General features: G+C 62.6%; 24 protein-coding genes and 2 pseudogenes. 6 read left to right on the plus strand and 20 right to left on the minus strand.

Features of this window, described 5'->3' with window-relative positions:
• Positions 1-419 (plus strand): annotated as a pseudogene (locus NKJ17_RS12480) (hypothetical protein); the annotation flags it as partial.
• Positions 420-957: 538 nt separating this feature from the next.
• Here the strand turns inward: NKJ17_RS12480 and NKJ17_RS12485 are convergent.
• The 10 genes from NKJ17_RS12485 to NKJ17_RS12530 form a co-directional block, all read right to left on the minus strand.
• Positions 958-1,527, minus strand: a complete 570-nt coding sequence (locus NKJ17_RS12485; protein WP_352688558.1) for a c-type cytochrome — start codon at positions 1,525-1,527, stop codon at positions 958-960.
• Entirely contained in the window at positions 1,508-2,392 is an 885-nt protein-coding gene (locus NKJ17_RS12490; protein ID WP_352688560.1) for a cytochrome c oxidase assembly protein, read from the minus strand. Before NKJ17_RS12490 ends, NKJ17_RS12485 begins: the two co-directional genes overlap by 20 nt.
• Entirely contained in the window at positions 2,389-2,730 is a 342-nt protein-coding gene (locus NKJ17_RS12495; RefSeq protein ID WP_352476765.1) for a hypothetical protein, read from the minus strand. Before NKJ17_RS12495 ends, NKJ17_RS12490 begins: the two co-directional genes overlap by 4 nt.
• 1 nt (position 2,731) lies before the next feature.
• On the minus strand, positions 2,732-3,337 hold the full coding sequence (locus NKJ17_RS12500) for a cytochrome c oxidase subunit 3 (protein ID WP_254818826.1): 606 nt from the start codon (positions 3,335-3,337) through the stop codon (positions 2,732-2,734).
• The gene (gene ctaD, locus NKJ17_RS12505; RefSeq protein ID WP_352688562.1) at positions 3,334-5,310 is read right to left on the minus strand and encodes a cytochrome c oxidase subunit I; all 1,977 of its coding nucleotides are present in this window, start codon (positions 5,308-5,310) and stop codon (positions 3,334-3,336) included. The genes NKJ17_RS12500 and ctaD overlap by 4 nt, the downstream gene beginning before the upstream one ends.
• On the minus strand, positions 5,307-6,281 hold the full coding sequence (gene coxB / locus NKJ17_RS12510; protein ID WP_352688563.1) for a cytochrome c oxidase subunit II: 975 nt from the start codon (positions 6,279-6,281) through the stop codon (positions 5,307-5,309). Before coxB ends, ctaD begins: the two co-directional genes overlap by 4 nt.
• Positions 6,282-6,319: 38 nt before the next feature.
• Entirely contained in the window at positions 6,320-6,853 is a 534-nt protein-coding gene (locus NKJ17_RS12515; RefSeq protein ID WP_254818823.1) for a c-type cytochrome, read from the minus strand.
• Positions 6,850-7,683, minus strand: a complete 834-nt coding sequence (locus tag NKJ17_RS12520; protein ID WP_352688565.1) for a substrate-binding domain-containing protein — start codon at positions 7,681-7,683, stop codon at positions 6,850-6,852. The genes NKJ17_RS12515 and NKJ17_RS12520 overlap by 4 nt, the downstream gene beginning before the upstream one ends.
• A 16-nt stretch (positions 7,684-7,699) precedes the next feature.
• Positions 7,700-9,457, minus strand: a complete 1,758-nt coding sequence (locus NKJ17_RS12525) for a methanol/ethanol family PQQ-dependent dehydrogenase (protein ID WP_352688730.1) — start codon at positions 9,455-9,457, stop codon at positions 7,700-7,702.
• Between the two features lie 104 nt (positions 9,458-9,561).
• The gene (locus tag NKJ17_RS12530; protein ID WP_352612095.1) at positions 9,562-10,341 is read right to left on the minus strand and encodes a heme-binding protein; all 780 of its coding nucleotides are present in this window, start codon (positions 10,339-10,341) and stop codon (positions 9,562-9,564) included.
• A gap of 215 nt (positions 10,342-10,556) precedes the next feature.
• On the opposite strand from NKJ17_RS12530, the gene NKJ17_RS12535 reads away from it, so the two are divergent.
• The 4 genes from NKJ17_RS12535 (at position 10,557) to NKJ17_RS12550 (ending at position 12,884) form a co-directional block, all read left to right on the plus strand.
• The gene (locus NKJ17_RS12535; protein ID WP_352612097.1) at positions 10,557-11,387 is read left to right on the plus strand and encodes an SIR2 family NAD-dependent protein deacylase; all 831 of its coding nucleotides are present in this window, start codon (positions 10,557-10,559) and stop codon (positions 11,385-11,387) included.
• 91 nt (positions 11,388-11,478) lie between these two features.
• Positions 11,479-11,664: a hypothetical protein gene (locus NKJ17_RS12540; protein ID WP_352688568.1), complete on the plus strand. Its 186-nt coding sequence runs from the start codon at positions 11,479-11,481 to the stop codon at positions 11,662-11,664.
• A gap of 4 nt (positions 11,665-11,668) precedes the next feature.
• Positions 11,669-12,304 carry a LysE family translocator gene (locus NKJ17_RS12545; RefSeq protein ID WP_352476452.1) on the plus strand — a complete coding sequence of 212 codons (636 nt, stop codon included), beginning with the start codon at positions 11,669-11,671 and terminating at the stop codon, positions 12,302-12,304.
• Positions 12,305-12,386: 82 nt separating this feature from the next.
• Positions 12,387-12,884 carry a hypothetical protein gene (locus tag NKJ17_RS12550; RefSeq protein ID WP_254818816.1) on the plus strand — a complete coding sequence of 166 codons (498 nt, stop codon included), beginning with the start codon at positions 12,387-12,389 and terminating at the stop codon, positions 12,882-12,884.
• A 41-nt stretch (positions 12,885-12,925) separates the two neighbouring features.
• Here NKJ17_RS12550 and NKJ17_RS12555 read toward each other — a convergent pair whose 3' ends face one another.
• The 3 genes from NKJ17_RS12555 to NKJ17_RS12565 all read right to left on the minus strand — a co-directional run bounded on the left by NKJ17_RS12555 (position 12,926) and on the right by NKJ17_RS12565 (position 13,927).
• Positions 12,926-13,225 carry a DUF982 domain-containing protein gene (locus tag NKJ17_RS12555; protein ID WP_352476454.1) on the minus strand — a complete coding sequence of 100 codons (300 nt, stop codon included), beginning with the start codon at positions 13,223-13,225 and terminating at the stop codon, positions 12,926-12,928.
• 32 nt (positions 13,226-13,257) lie between these two features.
• Positions 13,258-13,605: a DUF982 domain-containing protein gene (locus NKJ17_RS12560; protein WP_352688572.1), complete on the minus strand. Its 348-nt coding sequence runs from the start codon at positions 13,603-13,605 to the stop codon at positions 13,258-13,260.
• Positions 13,606-13,723: 118 nt separating this feature from the next.
• On the minus strand, positions 13,724-13,927 hold the full coding sequence (locus NKJ17_RS12565) for a hypothetical protein (protein WP_254818814.1): 204 nt from the start codon (positions 13,925-13,927) through the stop codon (positions 13,724-13,726).
• 297 nt (positions 13,928-14,224) lie between these two features.
• Between NKJ17_RS12565 and NKJ17_RS12570 the strand changes: the two genes are divergently transcribed.
• Positions 14,225-14,809, plus strand: a complete 585-nt coding sequence (locus tag NKJ17_RS12570; protein ID WP_254818908.1) for a sigma-70 family RNA polymerase sigma factor — start codon at positions 14,225-14,227, stop codon at positions 14,807-14,809.
• Positions 14,810-14,820: 11 nt separating this feature from the next.
• Here NKJ17_RS12570 and NKJ17_RS12575 read toward each other — a convergent pair whose 3' ends face one another.
• From NKJ17_RS12575 to NKJ17_RS12605, 7 genes and pseudogenes are all read right to left on the minus strand, one after another.
• Complete coding sequence (locus NKJ17_RS12575) at positions 14,821-14,997, minus strand: hypothetical protein (protein ID WP_352688573.1); 177 nt, start codon at positions 14,995-14,997, stop codon at positions 14,821-14,823.
• A gap of 179 nt (positions 14,998-15,176) precedes the next feature.
• The gene (locus NKJ17_RS12580) at positions 15,177-15,395 is read right to left on the minus strand and encodes a hypothetical protein (protein ID WP_023676213.1); all 219 of its coding nucleotides are present in this window, start codon (positions 15,393-15,395) and stop codon (positions 15,177-15,179) included.
• Positions 15,396-15,587: 192 nt separating this feature from the next.
• Positions 15,588-16,385: pseudogene (locus NKJ17_RS12585) on the minus strand (class I SAM-dependent methyltransferase); the annotation flags it as partial.
• Positions 16,382-17,371: a GNAT family N-acetyltransferase gene (locus tag NKJ17_RS12590; protein WP_352688576.1), complete on the minus strand. Its 990-nt coding sequence runs from the start codon at positions 17,369-17,371 to the stop codon at positions 16,382-16,384. The gene NKJ17_RS12590 and the pseudogene NKJ17_RS12585, both read right to left, overlap by 4 nt.
• Before the next feature lie 7 nt (positions 17,372-17,378).
• The gene (locus NKJ17_RS12595; RefSeq protein WP_352688578.1) at positions 17,379-18,443 is read right to left on the minus strand and encodes a glycosyltransferase family 4 protein; all 1,065 of its coding nucleotides are present in this window, start codon (positions 18,441-18,443) and stop codon (positions 17,379-17,381) included.
• A 20-nt stretch (positions 18,444-18,463) separates the two neighbouring features.
• On the minus strand, positions 18,464-19,396 hold the full coding sequence (locus NKJ17_RS12600) for a glycoside hydrolase 5 family protein (protein ID WP_352505431.1): 933 nt from the start codon (positions 19,394-19,396) through the stop codon (positions 18,464-18,466).
• Positions 19,389-20,150 carry a TIGR04290 family methyltransferase gene (locus NKJ17_RS12605; protein WP_352505430.1) on the minus strand — a complete coding sequence of 254 codons (762 nt, stop codon included), beginning with the start codon at positions 20,148-20,150 and terminating at the stop codon, positions 19,389-19,391. Before NKJ17_RS12605 ends, NKJ17_RS12600 begins: the two co-directional genes overlap by 8 nt.

A 20,150-nucleotide genomic window follows, 5' to 3' on the forward strand; every position in this document is an offset into this window, starting at 1 on the left:
GCTCGGCCGCCACCGATATGACGGGGCGGGTGCGGCAGTCGGCTCAGGACCTGTTCCAGCGCGAACCTCTGGCAATGGCCGCGGTAGGCCTTGCCGTGGGCACCGCCATTGGCGTGATGCTGCCTCACACCGCCGCTGAGGACGCGCAACTCGGCCCCTACCGCGACAAGCTTCGTGACAGTGCCGAGGAAGTCTTTGAAGAAGGCGTGGAGCAAGCCAAGCAGGTCGCCGCCGAAGCATATGAGACTGTAAAGGAAGAGGCTGACCGACAGGGTTCCAGCGGCGACGCCGAGACGTTGGTCGACCGCGTCGAGAAAGTCGTGAAAAAGACGGCAAGCAAAACCGAGGAAGCCATTCGCGATCGTTTGCCGGAGACCGACGAGGCTCCCAAATCGAACGAGTCTCCCGAAACGACGTGATTTCGCTGCGGTCGTTCGTGGCGACTCCGACCGCGGTCGCCTCGCGGTTGGAACATCGAAGTCGGCTAGGAGCCCGCAACCTTCGGCTGACAAATGTGATCGCGGCGCTCAAGTCATTAGCCGAGGCGCTCCGGTCCGTTCCGATTCTTCGCTCTAAATCCGTTCGGTTCTTCGGCTCCATGAGGCGTGTCTGCCCACGGCGTGGCACGCAATTCTCAGCAGCACTGTCCAATTCTGAAAAAAACAACCACCCCGTCAATTCGACTGGGACGACGACGTCGAGATTGCACTCGGCCCACTCGCCAAAGAAGCTGATATCCGAGATGCCCGCGAAACAATCCGCACAGCAGATTACCGGCATAGCGGCGCTCGGCGATGTCCGACGTGATCGCGGGCAGCCTCGCCGATGCGGGCCGGTTCCGAAAGGTTCGTCGGCAACTAAGGCATCGAGCCGAAGGCGGTGACGATTGCCGGTCCCGGCAAACCGGCATCGGTAGACCGCTGGGAGGGTTTGATCTCGACTAGGCGAGCAACGATGTCATTTCATCGAATAGAGATAGGCGGCGATATCTCGCGCCTCCTGCTCGGAAATTCTGGTCGAAGGCATTGCCGTGTGCGGATTGATCTCTCTTGCGGCGCGTATCCAACGGACCATGTTTCGCGGGTTGTTGGACAATACGCCGCCGATATAGACCCGGGTGGCCAAGCTGGCGTCGAGGCGTGGACCGACCAGTCCCTGCGCGCCGGGCACGCCGGTGATCGTGTGGCATCCGGCACAGCCATTGGCCATGATGATTGGTATGGCGCGGGCGCCAACACCGCCGGTTGCATTGTCGGCCTTCTGCTCCACTCGACGGCTTTGCTCGAAGTACAACGCGATCCCGGCCAGGGCTGCAACAAGCACGACAATTGCCGCGGCGCCGAGGATGGGTCCGGACGGAGTGAAGCGCGATGTTGCGCGCACGCCGATGCTGCTAGGAGCATTGTCCGTCTTATCCGCGACCCTGATGAGGCGCTCCGGCCACAACGTCAGCGCCGCCCAAGCTGCGGCCAGCACGGCAATTGCCGTCCCGGCACCAATGACCAGCTTAGACAGCCTGGAGCGCATGCGACGTCTCCCATCTTCTCTGTCCACTTGAGCGAATCCACAGACCGGCCAGCAGCAACGCGGCTCCGCCATAAATCAGGCCGGCCGGAACCCACATCACCAAGCCGGCGAGCTGCTGGTCCTCGAGCGGGCTAAGGCTCCACAATTCCGCGCCGGCTGCGTTTACCGGGTACCACAGCCTTGGCGAGACCAGCAGCAGCACCCCGAGCAGGCCGGTGTGCAGCGAGGTGAAAAAGAGGTGCATGACTGCGCTGCCGTAGGCTTGTTCGCGGCCTGAACGCGGCAGCAGCACCCACCAGAACAGCAGCCCCGTACCGAAGAAGCTGGCATGTTGCGCATAATGCAGGACACCCTGTGCAAGCGCCGCCTCGAACAGCGCCGGAACGTGCCACGCCCATATCGCGACGCCGTGCAGGAAGGTCGCGGCTAGAGGACGGCTGACGGCGGCCCAAACGGCTCGAAGCACCTTCGCCTGCCCGGCTGCGCCAAATGCCAGCCGCAGCTTGATCGGCAATGCCCACATCATCGCCGCCGCCGGACGGGAGGCGACCAGCAGGGGTGCCGCCACCGCCATCAACAGCTCGTGCTCGATCATGTGGGCGGTGAAAACGCGCTCACCCAATGCATGGAGCGGACTGACCAGTGCTGGCGCCAAAATGGCCCAGCCGGTCGCAAACAGCAGGGCTTGCCGCATCCGCAACGGGCGGCTGCGGGCGCTCCGCCGCCACAGCCGAAAGGCGCCTGCTGCGTAAAGCAGTGCGACCATGGTTAGCGGCAGCGTGATCGGCAACGCCAGCGTCCAGCCGGCCTGCGGGGCACCGGCACCGTAGCAGATCGAGGTCGAGAAAAGCGCGTCGAAGTTCATCGCAGACAGCCGTCGAGAATGAGCGAGGCGGCGCCTTGCATGACGATTACCAGCGCAAACAGCAACGCGCTGAGAATGCCGATATTGGCGACGAAACCTTCAGTGCCGCGCGCACGGTCCGGTTTAAAGGCGGCGCCACCTTGCTGTCGCGCCCGCCACGACAGCGCCCCGCCGAGCAAGGCCAGCACTGTCAGCATCAGCGCAACGACCGGTATGACAGGAATGCCGTGGGCGCACTGCCACTCCACGACCGCGTAATTCAGCTGCGTCGACACCGCCCAGGCCAAAGGCCCGGACAACAGCCCGCCCCATGATGTGCCCAAGCGAAGCGCACGCATCTCAGTCAAGCCTCGGCATCCAATAGATCAACAGATAGATCGGGATCCAGGTCGCGACCACGAAATCCCAGTAGAAGACGTTGTCGCCAACATCCCCGAAACGCCGCCCGCTATAGCCATGTCGCGTGAACATCAGGACCGTCAGCACCAGCGTGTCGCCGACGTCGGTGATCAGGTGTGTGGTGTGGAGGCCGAGCAGGACCCACAGCATTGAGCCGTACGCATTGGTATCCCAATAGATGTTGAGGGCCGGAAATTCGAACCACCGCACGACAAGCGGTGCGATACCGAGCAGCGTCATGACGATCAGGCCGATGCGCACGGGCACCATGGCACACGCTTCGGCGTAGCGGTTCAGTATGTGATTGGGCACCACGCTGGCGAGCAGCAACAGCGTGACGATGGTGCCCGGCCAATGGTTGGGCGGCGGCACGCCCAATGGCCATTCGGGCGACAGATAGGCGAGGTAAAGATAGGCGCCTGCGGCGAGCGCGAAGCCGGTGCCCTCCAGCGCCATGAAGGCGAGAGTGCCCCACCAGGTCGGGCTGCGCGGTCCGATCCCGAAGGTCGGGAGTTTGGAAAGATCGGCGGCAGGACGCTGTTTCATTCCTCATCCTCCGGATCGCCTTTCGGCCAGAACCAACCGATCAAAGTGATGGCGATTGGCCCGGCTCCCCAGACCACCGCCCACGGGCTGAAGATCGAATAAAGAAAGGTGGCGCCGACGGCGAGCGCGGCGAACAATGGCCAGATCGACGGCGTCGCCGACTTCTCGCGCACATCTGGATGCGCTTCTGCCACAGTCGAAATGACAAGTTCGCGCGCGTCGACGCGAAGCCCGGTCGCGACAGGCAGCGTGTCACGTTCGGCCCAGAGCGGCTCGGAGTGGGTAACCACCGGAATCCGAGCGAAATTATAGCTCGGCGGCGGAGAGCTTGTCGCCCATTCAAGCGTGCCCGCATTCCAGGGATTGTCCCCGGCCGGGGCGCCCCTCGAGGCGCTGTACACCAGGTTTATGGTGAACAGAACGAAGCTTAGGAACAGAACGACCGCGCCGGCTGTGATGAACAGGTTGATGTTGCCCCAGCCGACCTCCACCGGATAGGTGTAGACTCGGCGCGGCATGCCCCACAGGCCGACAATGTGCATCGGAAAGAACGCCGCATTGAAGCCTATGAAGGCAAGCCAGAAATGCCAGCGTCCAAGACGCTCGCTCATCATCCGGCCGGTGATCTTGGGGAACCAGAAATAGGTCGCGCCGAGCAGCGGGAATACGGACCCGCCGATCAGCACGTAGTGGAAATGCGCGGTAACGAAATAGGTGTCGTGTACTTGCAGGTCCAATGGCACCGACGCCAGCATCACGCCGGTCAGGCCGCCCGCGACGAACGTGAAGAAGAAGCCGAACACGAACAGCAGCGGCGTCCTGATTATCGGGCGTCCGTCCCACAATGTCGCCAGCCAGCAGAAGATCTGCAGCCCGTTCGGGATGGCGATCAGCATGCTCGAGGCGGTGAAGAAGCTCGCGCCGAGTTTGGGCAGGCCAGTTGCGAACATGTGGTGAACCCACAGGCCGAACGACAGGAAGCCGACCGAAATCAGCGACAGAACCATGCCCAGATAGCCGAATACCGGACGCCGGGCGAAAGCGGCGATGATCGAGGACACCATGCCGGTGGCCGGCAGGAAAATGATGTAGACTTCGGGGTGGCCGAAGAACCAGAACAGGTGCTGGAACAGCAGGACGTCGCCACCCTCGGCGGGATTGAAGATATGGGTGCCGACCAGACGGTCGAGGATCAGGAAGGTCGACGTGATCATGACTGCCGGCATGGCGAACACGATGACGAAAGAGGTGACCAGCATCGCCCAGACATAGAGCGGAATCTTGTCCAGCGACATGCCCGGCGCGCGTTGCTTCAGCACGGTGACGATGGTGGCAACCGCGACCGCCAACGACGACACTTCGGTATAGGTGATCATCTGCGCCCACACGTCGGAGCGTTTGCCTGGCCCGAATTCAGGACCGGACAGCGGCACGTAAGAAAACCAGCCGACGTCGGGCGCCATGTCGAGTGCAAACGACACCCAGGCGAAGAGGCCACCGGAGAGATAAATCCAGAAGCTGAATGCATTGAGGCGCGGAAAGGCGATGTTGCGGGTGCCGACCATCAGCGGCACGAGATAGATGCCGGTCGCCTGAACGATCGGCACTGCAAACAGGAACATCATGGTCACGCCATGCATTGTGAACAGCTGGTTGTAGCGGTCCGGCCCGATCAGCCCGCGCTCCGGCCCCGACAGTTGGATGCGCATGGCAACGGCGCTGAGGCCACCGAGGCACAGGAAGACGAAAGCGGTGATCAGGTACCGCCGCGCGACAATTTTGTGGTCGACGCTCGAGAGCGCACCGATGATGCCCGGCACGGTCTGCCATGTCCGCGCCAGCCAGCGCTCGAGGCTGGCGTCGTCGAGGCCGGTATCGCGAGGGCCGTCGCGCTCGGGAGCCAGGTCACCCTTTTGTGCTGCGGCGCGTTGCTGGGCGAGGTCTCGCCCATGGGCTAGGTCGGCGCTACTCATTTCAAGCCCTCGAGATAGGCTACCATCGCATTCAGCTCGTCCCCGTTCAGTCCCACCACGGGCATGTGGGCACCTGGCTTGATCCCTTGCGGATCGGCTATCCAGGCTGCGAGATTGCCGCGGCTCATCGCCAGCGTTCCGGCAGCGAGCGTCCGCCGGCTTGCGATATGTGTAAGGTCGGGAGCGACCGTACCGCCGGCGATGGTGCCGCCGATCTTGTGGCACATCACGCATGGCCGTTTAAGGAACAGATCGTGGCCGGTTTTGGCCTCGGTCGACAAGGGGGCAGCTGCCGGCCGCAGCTGATCGTTCAGCCACGCGTCGAAGACGGGCCGAGGTTCGGCGATGATGAAGGTGCTCATATTGGCGTGCTGCGCGCCGCAGAACTCGGCGCACTGGCCGCGATAGACGCCGGGCTTGTCAGCCTTCAGATCGAGAACGTTCTCGTGGCCTGGAATGAGGTCCAGCTTGCCGGAGAGGTTCGGCACCCAGAAGGAATGGATGACGTCGGTCGAGGTTACTACAAGCCGCACCGGCTCGCCCGCCGGGATGTGGATTTCATTGGCGGTCGTCAGGATGCGGTTCGGCTGATCGTTTTCGTAGCGCACCTCCCACCACCATTGATGCCCGGTCACCCGGATCGTCAGCGCCGCATCCGAGCCGATGGCGGCGAGCGTCCGGTTAGCAAAGTAGCTCAGCAGCGTCAGGCCGACCAGGATCAGGGCGGTAGCGGCGAGTGCGGCGACGACAATTCGCATCTTGCCGCGCTCGGCGGCAGCGTCGAGGACAAGCGGATCGCCGATCGGCGCGGGGCGTCGGGCCAATGGCAGGATCAGCACGGCCATCACCAAAAGCCAGACCACCGTGCACAGTGCTGTGAAGAACCAGATCAGCCATGCAAGCTCGCCCGCGGCCGGGCCTTTTGGGTCAAGCGCGGATTGCCAGCCGCTGCATCCTGCAAGGAGCAGCATGCAGGCTGCGCCGCAGCACACGCTGCAAACAAGGCGGTTCACGGCGACTTCCCCAGAGTCGCGGCATCCGGCAGGCGATTTTCGGACGGATGGGGCATCATGTCGTCGTCGCGGCTCGGCGCAGCCGATTTTGGCGCGTTGCCGCTCAACGCGCGGACGAAGGCCGCAAGCTCCCAGATCTGGTCGTCCGGGATCTTGTCCCGGAAGCTCGGCATGCCGTTTGGCCGACCGTCCCTGATCGTGGCGTGGATGCTTTCGATCGAGCTGCCATAGAGCCACTTCTGGTCCATGAGCGCCGGGCCCATGCCGCCACCGCCATTGGCATGGCAGCCGGAACAGTTAAACCAGTTGAACAGACGCTTGCCCTCGCTGAGGTGGAAGGCGTTGGCCTCGAACACTCCGGCCTTGTTGTTGGACGAGGCTGGCCGCTGGCCGCCCGGCTCGAGGGCCGTTACGGCTGCCGGTTGGTCGCCCGAGCCGAGCGCCGACTGTGGACGCGTGTCGCGTTCCTCACGCTGGCAGGCGGCAAGAACGAGCATCGCCGACAGCACGCATGGAAGGCCGCGGTTCATCGCGCTGCCGCCCCGGCGATGTCGAGGCGAGGCACGTCATATGTCGCCAGGATTGCATCGATCTCGGCGCGGTGTTTGGCGAGCGCTGCGTCTACCTCGCTGCGCAGCGCATCGTCGTCGTGGCGCACGCCCATCGAGATGTCGTAGATCATCGGCAGCAGCGGACCGTCGATGCGCGGTGCAACCGGCGTAATCCGCAACGGTACTTTTTGCCTGGCACCGAAGTAGCCGGCCAACGGCCCCCAGACGACGGCCATATCGATGTCGCCATTCGCGACCGCCTCAATGATGCGCGCTGGCGGGTTTGGCGCCGAATAGTCGCCATAGACGGGGAAACCGACGAGATGGCCGACGATGCCGCGACTGCCGAGCGCCTGGACGGGTGGCGAGTTGGCGCCGTCGTCGCCGATCAGCTGGACGCCGATGTGCAGATCGCGCAGGCGAGGATCGTTGAAGGACGCGATTTCCGGCGCATCTCTGCGTGTCACGAAGACGTAGGAAGACCGGTAGTAGGGCGCGGTGGTGCGCAGCATCTCGAGATTGGTGGGCGTGCCGGGCACCAGATCGCACAGGCCGGCTTTCAGCGTGTTGCGGACGAAGCCGCGCCGCTGTGCCCACCACGTGTAGGAAACAGTCGCACCCAGCTCCCGGGCGACGAGTTCGGCAATCTTGTTTTCAAAGCCTTCCCGGGCGGCATTGGAGAACGGCATGTTGTTGGGATCTGCGCAGATCCTCAACTCGCGCGCATCGGCAACGGCGGCCACAAGCGAGAGCGCCAGTGCGCCAACCGCGGCGGCAAGCCGCCGCGAACGCGTTTTCCGTGAGCACATAACGCGGCCGATCGTCTCAAGGCAGCCGGAACACATACAGCGTACCTCCCGCCGTGGTTACATCCTTCAGATCCTTCATGACGTTGACGAAGCCGAGCGCAGCGGTGGCGTCGCGCGGGTCGAGATCGCCGGATACGATCGCACCGGCCCAGCCGCCGACGCCCGAAAGAACCGCAACATATTGGTGCCCGTCCGGGCCGCGATAGGTGATCGGCTGGCCGATGATGCCGGACGACGTCTTGAACTGCCAAAGCAGTTCGCCGGTCCTGGCGCTGACCGCCTTGAACCAGCCTTCCATCGTGCCATAGAATACGACGTTGCCGGCGGTGGCGACCGCGCCGCTCCACACCGGAAAGTTCTCCTTCAGGCTCCACGCCGGCTTGGCGGCGGCGACATCCCAGGCAGTAAATGCACCGCGATTGCCGCCCGGCCCGGGAATCATGCGCACGTTCATGCCGACATAGGGCGTGCCGGCGATGTAATTCACCTCGACGCCTTCTTCGTCCATGCACATGTTATTATGCGGGATGTAGAGCAGGCCGGTCTTGGGCGAGAACGCCGAAGGTTGCCAGTCCTTGAGACCCGATGCGGTGGGACAGATGTCGCGGACGACCTTGCCGGTGCCGGTCTTCTTGTCCGGATTTACAATCAGCCGGCCGGTCTTCAGGTCGACGCCCTTGCTGGAATTGACAGGCCCGAACGGCACTGCCGACAGTACTTCGCCCGTAGTGCGGTCCAACAGATAGACGTAGCCGTTGCGTTCCGGTCGGACCAGCACCTTGCGGGGCTTGCCCTGCCAGGTCATGTCGAGCAGCACCTGTTCGTTGATGCCGTCGTAGTCGTGCAAATCGTGCGGGGTCCATTGATAAAACCATTTTGCTGCGCCGGTGTCGGGATCGCGGGCAAAGATGCCGGCGGTCCATTTGTTGTCGCCGGGCCGCAGATCCGGATTCCACGGACCGGGATTTCCGGTGCCGTGGAAGATCAGGTTGAGGTCCGGGTCATAGGAAATCCAGCCCCACACATTGCCGCCGCCGATCTTCCAGGCGTCGGGCGGCCACGATGTCACCCCGAGATCCTTGCCCTTGTCCATGTCGTAATGCGGCTTGAAATCGGGGCCGATCAGCACGTCGGCGTCCGGGCCGGTATTGTAGGCCGTCCAGACGACGTGCCCGTCGCCGGCGTCGAGCGCCTTGATCCAGCCGCGTACGCCCATTTCGCCGCCGGAATTGCCGACCAGTACCTTCCCCTTCACCACCAGCGGCGCCATGGTGATGGTCTCGCCGATATTGATGTTGCCGATATGGGTGTTCCAGACCGGTTTGCCGGTGGCCGCATCGACGGCGATGGCATGACCATCGAGCGTGTTGAAATAGATGTGCCCGTCGAAGAAGGCCGCACCACGGTTGACCACGTCGCAACAGGCAACGCCCTGCGCGGCGGGCTCGGGATTGGGCTCGAATTTCCACTTCATCGGCGCGCCGGGCTTGGTAAGGTCAAGCGCATAGAGGATGTTGGGAAACGGCGTCACGATGTACATCGTGTTGCCGACGACCAGAGGCGCAGCCTCCTGGCCCTTGTTGACGCCGGTCGAGAAGGTGAAGGCCACCTGCAGGTTTTTGACGGTGTCTTCGGTGATCTCCGCAAGTTCGCTGTAGCGGGTCGAGGCGTAGTTCTTTGCCGGCATCGCCCACTGGCCGTCGTCGGGCGGAGCAGCCGCGGCCGGCGGATTTATCGCAGGGCCTGATAAAGACTGAGCAAACGCCGCCGTCATCAGTGCAAACCCCGCCAGCAGCGTCCATCCCAGCCTCGCAGCCATTGGCCTGTTTCCGCCTTTGGCTGACACACGAGTTTTCGCCGCCACTTGTCGCCCTTTCCTCATTTGCGTATCGAGCCGCCGACCCCGGCGCCAAGCTCCGCCGCCACGTCCGCCTCGCTTCCGGCACACAATGGATGGCCCCAGCCGGAAGCGCTCTTGCCGCCGGGATCGAGGTCGAAAATGATAGCGTCCTTGCGGTTTGGGTTGACGCCTGCCGGTACCTTGTCCAGCCCGAGCGCGGCGCGCACACGCCAGGCGACATTGTGGTCGGCACAGGGGGAATCGCCGCTTATCCCGAGGGCCCCGACGATCCCCTTGCCGTCGTAGAGAGCCAGGCCGCCGCCAAACACGACGACACCGCCGATAGGCTTTCCCAGCAATGGATCGCTGGAGCTTCCAAACGTCGAAGGATCGCCGGCATAGGCCACCGCTGGATTGACCGGATTGGTGGCCTGCAGGCCGAATAGAGGACCGCCGGGCTGCACCGGCGCATAGAGGTTCGCGGTGGACAACGCCATGTGGGCGAGGCTGAGCCCGTTGGCGGTATTGGCTTTTTCGGCGGCGATCAGCCGGCTGCCAGGCCACTGGGCGTCGGCGGTAGGCCCACTGAAGGCGACGGCGCAGACAGTTCCGTCGCGAGCCACGACTGCCGCCCATTCATTAGTGTCGAAGCCGCCATTGCCGGGACCGCCGCTGGATTTGACGTTGGCCTTGAGGGCGGCCAGCAACTTGTCATGGTCGGCCGGGCAAGGTGCTTGAGCCCAAGCCTTTTGCTGGACGGCGCCGATCGTAAGCAGGAACAGACATAATGCTACCGAGACAATCCGATGGCGATCCATTAGCTGCGCCGTCTTTGTTGAACACTCTCCAACGCGTAGGAGGCGCAGAAGTGCCAAAGGGAACGAAATAAATATCGGATTCGGTCGGACAAACTCGGGCGACCGGAACTCGGGACAGCCGATCTGGGTGTTGGCACTCAACCGGAAATCGGAGTTATTCTTGCGATGGTCCAGGCGCCGTCGGAACAGAGCAGCACTTCTGGCAGTTGTGTCGAATGCTGTCCGCAGTCGAGCAACTGGCTCAATCGGTGAAAGAGCGACGAGCTATCTTGTTCGTTGGAGCCGGGGTGTCGATGAGCGTCGGCTTGCCGTCTTGGCAAAAGCTCATCGAACACATGCAAAACGAGCTCGGCCTTGACGAGGACATGATCGGCGCACCGGAGGCCAGCTATCAGGCGCTTGCCGAATATTACCGGCTGAAGCAGGGGAGCCTCGGCCCTTTGCGCAGTTGGATGGATCGTGAATGGAGCGTCTCGCGGGAAGAAGTGCAGCGGTCGGCAATCCACAAGCTCATCGTATCGCTCGATTTTCCGATCATCTACACCACCAATTATGATCGCAACCTCGAGGTTGCCTTCGAGATTCATGGCCGGCCCTTTGTGAAGGTGGCCAACGCAAAGGACTTGCCCAAGACGACCGGCGAGGTGACGCAGATTATCAAATTCCACGGCGATTTCGACGACGACAAATCGCTGGTCCTGGCGGAGACCGACTATTTCGACCGGCTTTCGTTCGATTCGCCGCTCGACGTGAAGTTTCGCGCCGACGCACTGGGGCGCACCCTCCTGTTCATCGGCTACAGCATGTCTGATATGAACATCCGTCTGCTGTTGCACAGGCTTTGGCAGACCTGGCGGCGGTCGGGCTACGAAAAGAGCCGCCCGAAATCCTTCATCTTCATGTCGCAGCCGAGCATCGTCCAGGAGGCTGTTCTCGGCCACTGGGGCATCGATATGCTGACCGAAGAGGCCGACGATCCTGAGGACGCGCTGCTCGCGTTCCTGAACGAACTCAAGGATAGGGTGGGCCGGCCAGACAGCGCGTGAGAAAACCTGCGGAAAGTGGATTGGTCCGGCAGTGGAACCGACTGATCCGATGTGAGTTCGGGAAGACTAACGTATCCGGGACCGAGCCTGAATGGGCGCACGCAAACACAAGCGAAGAATGCATGCCAAACACGACCTGTCGGCCGAGTTGGCCTATGAGATCGATTTTTTTGCCCGCAGGTGCGGCCTGACGAGGGACGAAGCACTCAAGACGATGCGAGATGCCGGCCAGTTGAAGGACAGCGCGAAGGCATCTTACGAAACCGGGGCGAAGTAGCGGCGTGGATCCCGCTTCGTGGACGGCTTTTGTCGGAACGGTCATCCTGATGCAGATGCCGCCGGGGCCCGACAGTCTGCTGGTGATTGCGCGCGGCATCGGGCAGGGCCGTGATATTGCCCTGTTCACCGTCCTCGGAATGACCCTCGGCGCCGGTATGGTCCAGCTGCCGCTCCTTGCCCTCGGCATATCGTCGCTGCTCCAGGCATCGCCGCTTGCCTTTGCCATGCTTCGCTGGGCGGGTGCAGCTTATCTCGTTTGGCTTGGATCGCGTCTGGTGCTGTTGCCGTCAGCCAGCGTCGCCGTCGAGGAGGCGCGCAATGTCGGACCGCTTGTGGCCGCACGCGAAGGAATGATCGCCAATCTGATAAATCCTTGGCCGATAACCTTTATGGTGGCATTCCTTCCGCAGTTCGTCGATCCTGCTCGCGGATCGGTCACGCTGCAATTGCTGCTGCTCGGTGGCACCCAGAAAATGACCGGTGTGCTGGTGCTGGGCACATATGCACTCGCATCCGGCACGCTCGGGGCCTGGATTATGAAACGACCGAAGGTAAGGCTCTGGCAGCAGCGGGTGGCAGGCTGCGTCGTCGTCGGTCTCGGTATCCGCATGGCAGTCGGTGGTGGCGCGCACCGCTGAGGATCGAGCGATGCAGCGGCCGCCGATGGAACATCCGCCGACAATTTTCGTTGACATGCTCCACAAGGCGAAGAGGTCGAGCATGTCGAAGTTCCAAGCCGCTACCCCGGAGCGTTTGCAGCAGCTCAGGCTTGAGGCAACGGCGCACTTTGCGCCACTCATACTGCGCCAGGCGCTGGTGCGTCTCTGCCGGGCCTGCGGAAGCGATAGCCTCGAACGTTTCGAGAAGACCATGGTCGACCAAATCGAGGCATTGCGTGACGAAAAGGCCGATTTCGACACGATGAAGGAATTTGCCATCGAACAGCTCTATGGCTGGATTCGAGAAGTCAGGTCTTCGCCGGACATGACACAGCCGCTGGAGAGCGTAGATACCCGAAGGACCCCCGGCCGCTCTGAAGAGCCGCAAACGCTGGAAGACCAATTGCAGGCAGGCCTGGAAGATTCCTTCCCGGCAAGCGACCCACCGGCGGTCGTCTCCACCGCGATCCCGGGCGGATCGAAGAAGCTCGTCGGAACCGACGAAATCCTCAGGCAGCAGCGCGAGAAAAAGGCCGAGGACGCCAATCATTCGCGATAAACCAAGCTTTGGGCGGAACTTCAGGGAGGCAGCCTGCCGCTTCACCCGCAGTCCGATATGAAGGCTGTCGTGGCATGCCCATCATGCGGCTCGCCTTCGACAAGAATGTTTGCCTCCCACGCGGCGTCGACAAACGCTTGCCGCGCTTTGCCGGCCGTAATTTCACCGGTTCGGGCGCGATTCAATACATCAGCGGCCGCCAGCGCCAGTGGGGCATTGCGCGCCGGCCATTTCTCGCTTTTCAGGCAATGTACTGCTTCGAAAACGGAACTGACCAATCGCGATCGCCCGGGCTTGCCGAAATAGATGCAAACAGGTGTATCGAACTCTATTCTCTGCACCGTATTCCTCCCGGTTCAAGCAAGGTGTCGCTTCAAGCAAGCTGCGTGTCTTCAGGGTCTACACGACTGTCCGACGGGCGTTTCAGCCAAACGTCGTAGGCCTTCGCAGCTGTTTTGGCGCGTGCTGGTGTTTCGGCTGCGATATCGTAGGCCAGAATGCCCACCTTGCGGGCGAATTTATCGAACGCCGCGCGCACCGTCTCAACGTCGACCTCGTCAGCCAGCCCGGCGCGACAGGCGTCGAACGCCGCCTTGTGCGCCGGACCGCGGCTCGGCCATTCATTTAAGACGTCATAGGCCTGCCAGATATTTTCGACATAGCGGGGGAAACCAAGGCCGACGAGAATTGGAACCGGGCGGCCAAACAATTTTTTTGTCATCTGTGTCTCCGCGAAAGAGCCTGTCGCATCAACGCCCGGGGCGGACCCGAGGCTCATGCTCTTTAACGCGGGATTGCTGCACGGGTTGCAGCAGGTTTGTTCGATCGTGCGCGGCCGGTCACTTGTTGGTCCGCATCTTTTGCCGAGGATTGATACCGCCTTGCGGCGTCGTGTCGTTCTCGACATCGCCTTCGAACGTATTGGTGCCCTGATCGAGCCGGTCGCCCTCCTTGATCGTGCCCCTGGAACTCCCGATGCCGGGATCGTTGGCAAGATCGCTATCGGCCGGCGTTTTTCCTTTGGCGTGCTTGTTTCCTGTCATGGACTCCTCCTGTTTCTTGAGGTGGCAGGCCGCCCTTGAGGTCGCGGCCAAGGCTCGCTGCGACATCGCATTTCGACGCGCCAAATGGCGGCCCCCGAATTGTCGGACGACCTTGATTTTGAACTCCGCGATCCCGATGGTTGTTCCGTCAAAAATATCGCCGTCGGCCGGGATTGCTCAGCCAAGCCCTCTCCGGTTTTCTGGAGCCGGGTGATTTTCGCCAACCGGAACGATCTTTCGCCCAATGCATTTAACTGGTCTGCGCTCGCGAACTCATTCTGGACGGGAGCTGGACCATTGCCACCCACAGCCTACGCCTTAGCGACCCGCGAAACCGAAGACGTTTCCATCGTCGACCTCATACCCGCTTTGAGGGCTTTCGCCCGCACCTTCTGCCGCACTCCCGATGATGCCGACGACCTGGTCCAGGAGACGCTGACCAAGGGCCTGGCCAACATTGACAAGTTCGAAGCTGGAACGCGTATGAAGTCATGGCTCTTCACGATCATGCGCAACACCTACTACACGCGTGTCAGGGCCGCCGTGAGGGAAGCGCCTGGCCTGCTCGACTGTGCTTCGCTGCGGCCGATCTCGGAAGCGACGCAGGAATGGTCCGTACAGGGCAAGGAAGTCCACCAGGCCATCCAGAGCCTTCCCGAGCATCAGCGCGAGGTTCTGATGCTGATAGGCGTGCTGGGCGTCAGCTATGAGGAAACCGCCGAAATATGCGGTTGCGCGGTGGGAACCGTGAAGAGCCGGCTCAACAGGGCCCGCGCCGGCGTGCTTGAATACCTAGGCGAAAGTTCCTCGCAAACCCTGATGGAAAGGCGCAGCTATCTGTCCGAAGGACAACTGGACTTCGAAGCCGAGAGGCGCCGCTAATATATGTCACGTTAGTTACTGGTTCCGCGCAAGCGTCTTTCGATAAGCGCATGCTGCAATTCGATCGCAAGTTTGGTCAGCCGGTCAGGAACCCTTTCCTGCTCGATTGCCGCAAGCAAGGAAGCGATTTCCCGGTCTATCGTCAGATCGGCGCGCGTGCCGACGGAATCTTCCCTTGCGCGAGACATCGCGTTCTCTTGGCAAATGTTGGTCCCTTCGTCTCACTCTGGTGGCAACAGTGCGAGTTTGCAAGAATTTGCAGGCCATCCATGCGACCGGCTTCGGTCCTTGCACAGCTTCGTCAGCGGTTGGGCTCTCGCTGCGTTTCAATTGCTCACCGGCTGCAAGCCATATGCTGCCGCAACGATCAGTCTTCAGGCCGCCGATCCGCTGAATGATCCTGGTACTGCTCGGATTTGACCCGATTGCCGTCGAGCCCACGCTCCTTGGTGTGCTGCTTCTTGTCTCTGTTGGACAGAACGGCGTTCTCTCCGATCTTGTCCTTGGGAAGATCGGTCATCGCGCCAGCGCCGGCGCCTTTGCCGTGACTGCCGCGACCGATGTGCTTCTTGCTGCCGGACGCCATCTCGTCCTCCTTCCTGCTGTCGAATAGCGGCTTTTCCCGTTCGGCATCCGAACCTGCGTTGGGCCGCAATGTTCCGCCGGAAATCGTAAGCAGGAAGGCATCGCCATCCCAGTGCCGGAACGGCTTTTCGCCGTCGACGACAACTTGCATGCCATTTGCGTTGGCGAAGTTATGAACGTCGGCGCGATCCAGCGCCGGCGATTCGCGATATGAATAATTCAAAAGCACGGCCATGCCTGGCCTCTTCAGCACGCGTGCGATTTCCACGAAATGTCGTTCCGCGAGGCCGGCCAGCACCAGATAGGGAAAGCTGTCGACGGCCAGCACGCGGTCGAAGCTGGCATCCTGAAAATCGGCAAGATCGAAACCGCGGGTAGGGCGGAATTCTACATTGCCGAGCCCGGCGCATCGCCGGCGGGCGATCGAGATCATCGCCGGGGATATATCGCTGCCGACGATCCGGTGCGACAGAGCGGAGAGCGCCTGTTCGAACCGACCGATGCCACAGCCGATATCCAGTATGTCGCGGCCGATTCCGGTAAAGCCTCGCCTCTCCAACCATGCAACGATTTCAGCCGTAGCGGCCGCGAGCTTTTCCTCATCGCCCAGCGACGACAGCTGGACGCTCGCCGCCGGCGAGATCGCCGCCGCCGCGTCAAACCCTGCCGCCAGCCGCTTGACAACCGCATCGTCGGTCTCGCCACCGCCACGCTCATGCCGAACGGCAGCACCTGTTTTGCGCAGCGTGGCGAAGATCTCGGGCCTGCGCTGAAGCAGGTCCGCAATCCGTCGTAGTTTTGCCGTCTTTCGCGGATCGGCCGAATGCGTGTTTTGTGCAATCTTCGCCAGTTCTGCGGGTTCGATTCCTGTCTCGAAACGGAGAGCCAGCCTGGCGATGACGGCTTCGACGCTGGCACCGTCTGCCATGCAGTCCTCCAGCACCCGCCTTGCTGATGTCGACCGCCGAGGTCCTGACTGGGTCGCGCTCATTGACCTTTGCTCCGCGTCCAGATCTTGCGCATCGTCCACCGGTCGACGGCGCCCCAGCTGTATTTGTAGGCCTCTTGTCCGCGCAGAAAATCGAACTCTCCCGCGCCTTCGCAGATCGCCTGCCTTATCGCCTGGCCGATGAGCAGCGCGCCGGGACTTTCATCGGCATAGGCCGGATCGAAGCCACCGAGATAAGCGTAAGCGCGGCCCCGATCATGGAACCCGTAATAGGCGCCCACGATCACGTCACCGATGGTGATGAGCCAGCATCGGGCAAGCACTTGTACGACCAGCTGCGGCAGCGCCTGACGGTGGAATGCTTCCACGCGGGAATCGGACAGAACGCCGTCGCCGTGTCCGGCCCAGCGTGCGCGGTGAAGGCGGATCAGGTGATCGAGGAATGTCTGCGGATCGGACAAAGCGGGTTCGATGGAGACCCTGCCGCGTCTCGACGCGGCCCTGTGGGCGCGGCGCAATTGGCGCCTCCGCCGCGCCGGAACACAGCCTTGAAGCGTCTGGTCGCCGGCGAGAGCGAGCACCGGGCAAGCAGCATGACTGACGGCTTGGCACGATTCGAGCGCGGCATGCCTGATGGCAAGGCCGGCGCCGCCGGGAGGCAGGTCCTGCAAGATCCACTGCGACCAGCCGAGGGAAAGAACCGTGTCGGCGATGGCGACGGCGACCGGTTCGGCGGTTTCGGGAATACAAAGGACGTCCAGATAGTCGCTCAACGAAATGCCGAGCGGAAGCAGCCGCGCGCCGGCGTCCTGGCGTTCCAGATAGAGTGGCGCCAGGCCGACCAGATCGTCGCCACTCCAAACGGCGACGGTCGCTAGCTCGCCGGGAGCGAATGTCCGCCACCATGGCAGTAACCATGCGGGAGACTGGAACGGCGTCGCCGAGGGACTGCGCGACCAGAGTTCCCACCAGTGTGGCTCAAGGGCTTCGAGGCCGGCCGGATCGTCGATGATCTCACCGCGGAGCATGTCCCGCTCACTTCGCCGTCGCGAGCTGCCCGCTGTCTGTGCCGAGCCGTGCCAGCGCCCGATAGGCGTCCATGTAGGAGGAAACCATGCGGTCGAGTGAAAAGCGCCGCCGCGCCTCGGCCCGGCAGGTCTCGGGATCCAGGCCGGCCGCGGCAAGGATGGCTTGCGCCATCTCGTCGACATCCCCGACCAGATACCCGGTCTTGCCGTGCTCAACCACATCCGGCAGTGCGCCATTCGGGAAGGCCACCACGGGTGTGCCGCAGGCGAGCGCCTCCATGGCCACGAGCGAACTGGTTTCCGCGGCGAGGCTCGGGATGACCAGGCATCGGGCTGTGTTCAGCAGGTGCCGCTTGGCGACAAAGCCGACCGGACCAAGGAAGCGGCGCCGGTCGTCCAGCCGAGGTTCGACCTCGTCGCCAAAATACGCGGTGTGGGTTTCGTAAGGGTAGACTTTGCCGCCGATGACCAACGGCACACCGGCCTTCTTGGCTGCGTCCAGCGCCAGATGGATGCCCTTTTCCGGGCAGACGCGGCTGAGCACGAGGGCAAAGTCGCGCTTGGCCTGCCGCTCGCTGAGCGCGTCGATGTCCACTCCGTTCGGGATCGGTTCGATGAGCCTGGCTCCCGGCGGCGCGGTTCTTTGCTGAGCCGCTGATACCGCATGCAGCCACAGATCCTCCCGTGTCGGATTGAGAGCGTCGGCCGGATACCAGTCGAGCGGCAAGTGCAGGGTCACCAATGTCGGCCCGTCGCCCGGCAGATAGGCGTCGAAATCGATGCCGTGCAAATGAACCACGTCGATTGGCCAGCGAGCGCGTGCGGTAGCGATTGCAGCGCGATGAGCACGCTGCGCCCGGCGCTTCGCCGCTTCATCGAGCACGCCCGGTTCGGCCGGCGTCTCGATGAGAGTGCCCGCAGCGCTCGAGCCCTGGCAACCGATCACGATCGAGCGGTGTCCGGCCTGTACGAGCGCCTGGTCGAGCATCGACAGCACCTGCTCGGCACCACCGACCGCATCCGGCCCGACCGGGGCGAGGGGATAGGCGACGTTGAGGACGGTGAGCGTCATGGCGGGAGAGCCGAAGCTCCTCACGCCGCGGAGGCGCGTAGCCTGCCGACGGAGGGGGCAGCGATGCTGCCGGCATAGCGGCGCGTCATTGCCGCGCAGAACTCGGCGAATTCCTCCGGCACCAGCGGCGGACTGCTGTGGTGCGGCATCATTCCGCGATGCTCCGGCGTGAAGCAGAAAGTAACGGTAACGTCGAAGTCGGCCAACGCCTCCATCTGCCGGTCGAACCAGTCAAGCGCGTTCGGCCTGAAGCTGTCGGCCCAGGAAAGTCCGGTACGCAGATTGGTGACGCCGAGGCGTTTCATCCAGGCAACGGCGTCATCAAGCCGGTGATCTTCGAAATGGAACCACTGCACCAGTCCTAATGCCGGCGTGTGGTGCAGGAACTCCTCGAGCGCGGGCTTTGGCGTGCCGTCCTGGCGAAGCAGGCCCATGTAGAAATGGCGATAGTAAGACGAGCCTTCCGCCTCGCGATGGCGCGTCGTCGCTTCCCACTCGCGCGGCAGGTCGTAGAGGCTGTACCATTGGATGCGCGGTGCGTTGCCGATCAGCAATTCCGCGGTCCGGCGCAGGCCCCAGACCTGTACCTCCTCGGCGCCGAAGGTCGACACGCCGACCTCGCTGACCCATACCGGAAGATCGGTGACAGCCGAGATCTCGCCGACCTTCTGCGGCCATTCGTGGATCTGCCAGAGGTTCCAGTCGAGCGGAAAGCCGTGTACGGCGACCGCGTCGACGTGATCGAGCACGCCGAATTCCTTCATCCGGGTCATGAAGCCGGCATCGATCGGCGAGATGCCGCCCAGCACCTTGGTCAAGGCGGGATTCTCCGCCGCGATCGCGTCGGCGGCCAGGATTGCCGTAGCGGCGAAGCGGCTCCAGTCGGGGTCGAGCTCGGGATCCCAGTGGGATTTGTTGTTGGGCTCGTTCCAGATCATCGCGGCTTCAATCATTTATCTGTCCTTTCGACGGGTAGACGGCGCCGCCGCCGGCCGGCACGTCGGCGGTGCGGCAGAAATAGACCTCCTGTTCCGGTTGCAGCACGATCTTGAAGCCGGCGCTGCGAAGCATGGCTTCGGTGCAGGCGCGATTGGGAATCCACCAGTTGGTCGGGTCGTCGGCGTAACGATGCTCGATGAAATGCAGCTTTGGGAATTCCGGCCGGTCGAAAAGGTCGTGGGTCCAGAAATGATAGTTCTGCTCGAGCGCCGGCACGTTGGTGCTGCCGCGTTGCATCGACTGGAAGATCATCAGGTCGTCGGCGACGTGCTCCCGGATCAGATCGAGTGCGAGCAGAGGATGGCGCAAATGGTAGAGCACGCCCATGAACAGCACGATGTCGAACCGCTCATGCAGGGCGCCAACGTCGTAGACCGAGAGCTGCCGGAATTCGATGTCGCAGTCTGCGACCTCGGCGGCAAAGCGCGCCTGCGCCAGGTAAGCTTCATCGAAGTCGATGCCTAGCACGCGGCCGGCGCCGCGACGTTTCATCTCGATCGAGTAGAAACCCGCATTGCAGCCTATGTCGAGCACCGCCTTACCGGAAAGATCGGCGGGAATCGCGCCGGCGAATTTGCGCCATTTGATCAGCGGATAGTTGCCAAGGAAATGGTCGGGAGCGGTTTCGATGCCGGCCAGCTCCATATTGTGGAACCATGGGCCGAGCGCATTGATACGGCGGCGGATCTCGGCATCGGAATGCAGCAT

The sequence above is a fragment of the Mesorhizobium sp. M0208 genome (genome assembly GCF_040322015.1).
Taxonomy (GTDB): Bacteria; Pseudomonadota; Alphaproteobacteria; order Rhizobiales; family Rhizobiaceae; genus Mesorhizobium.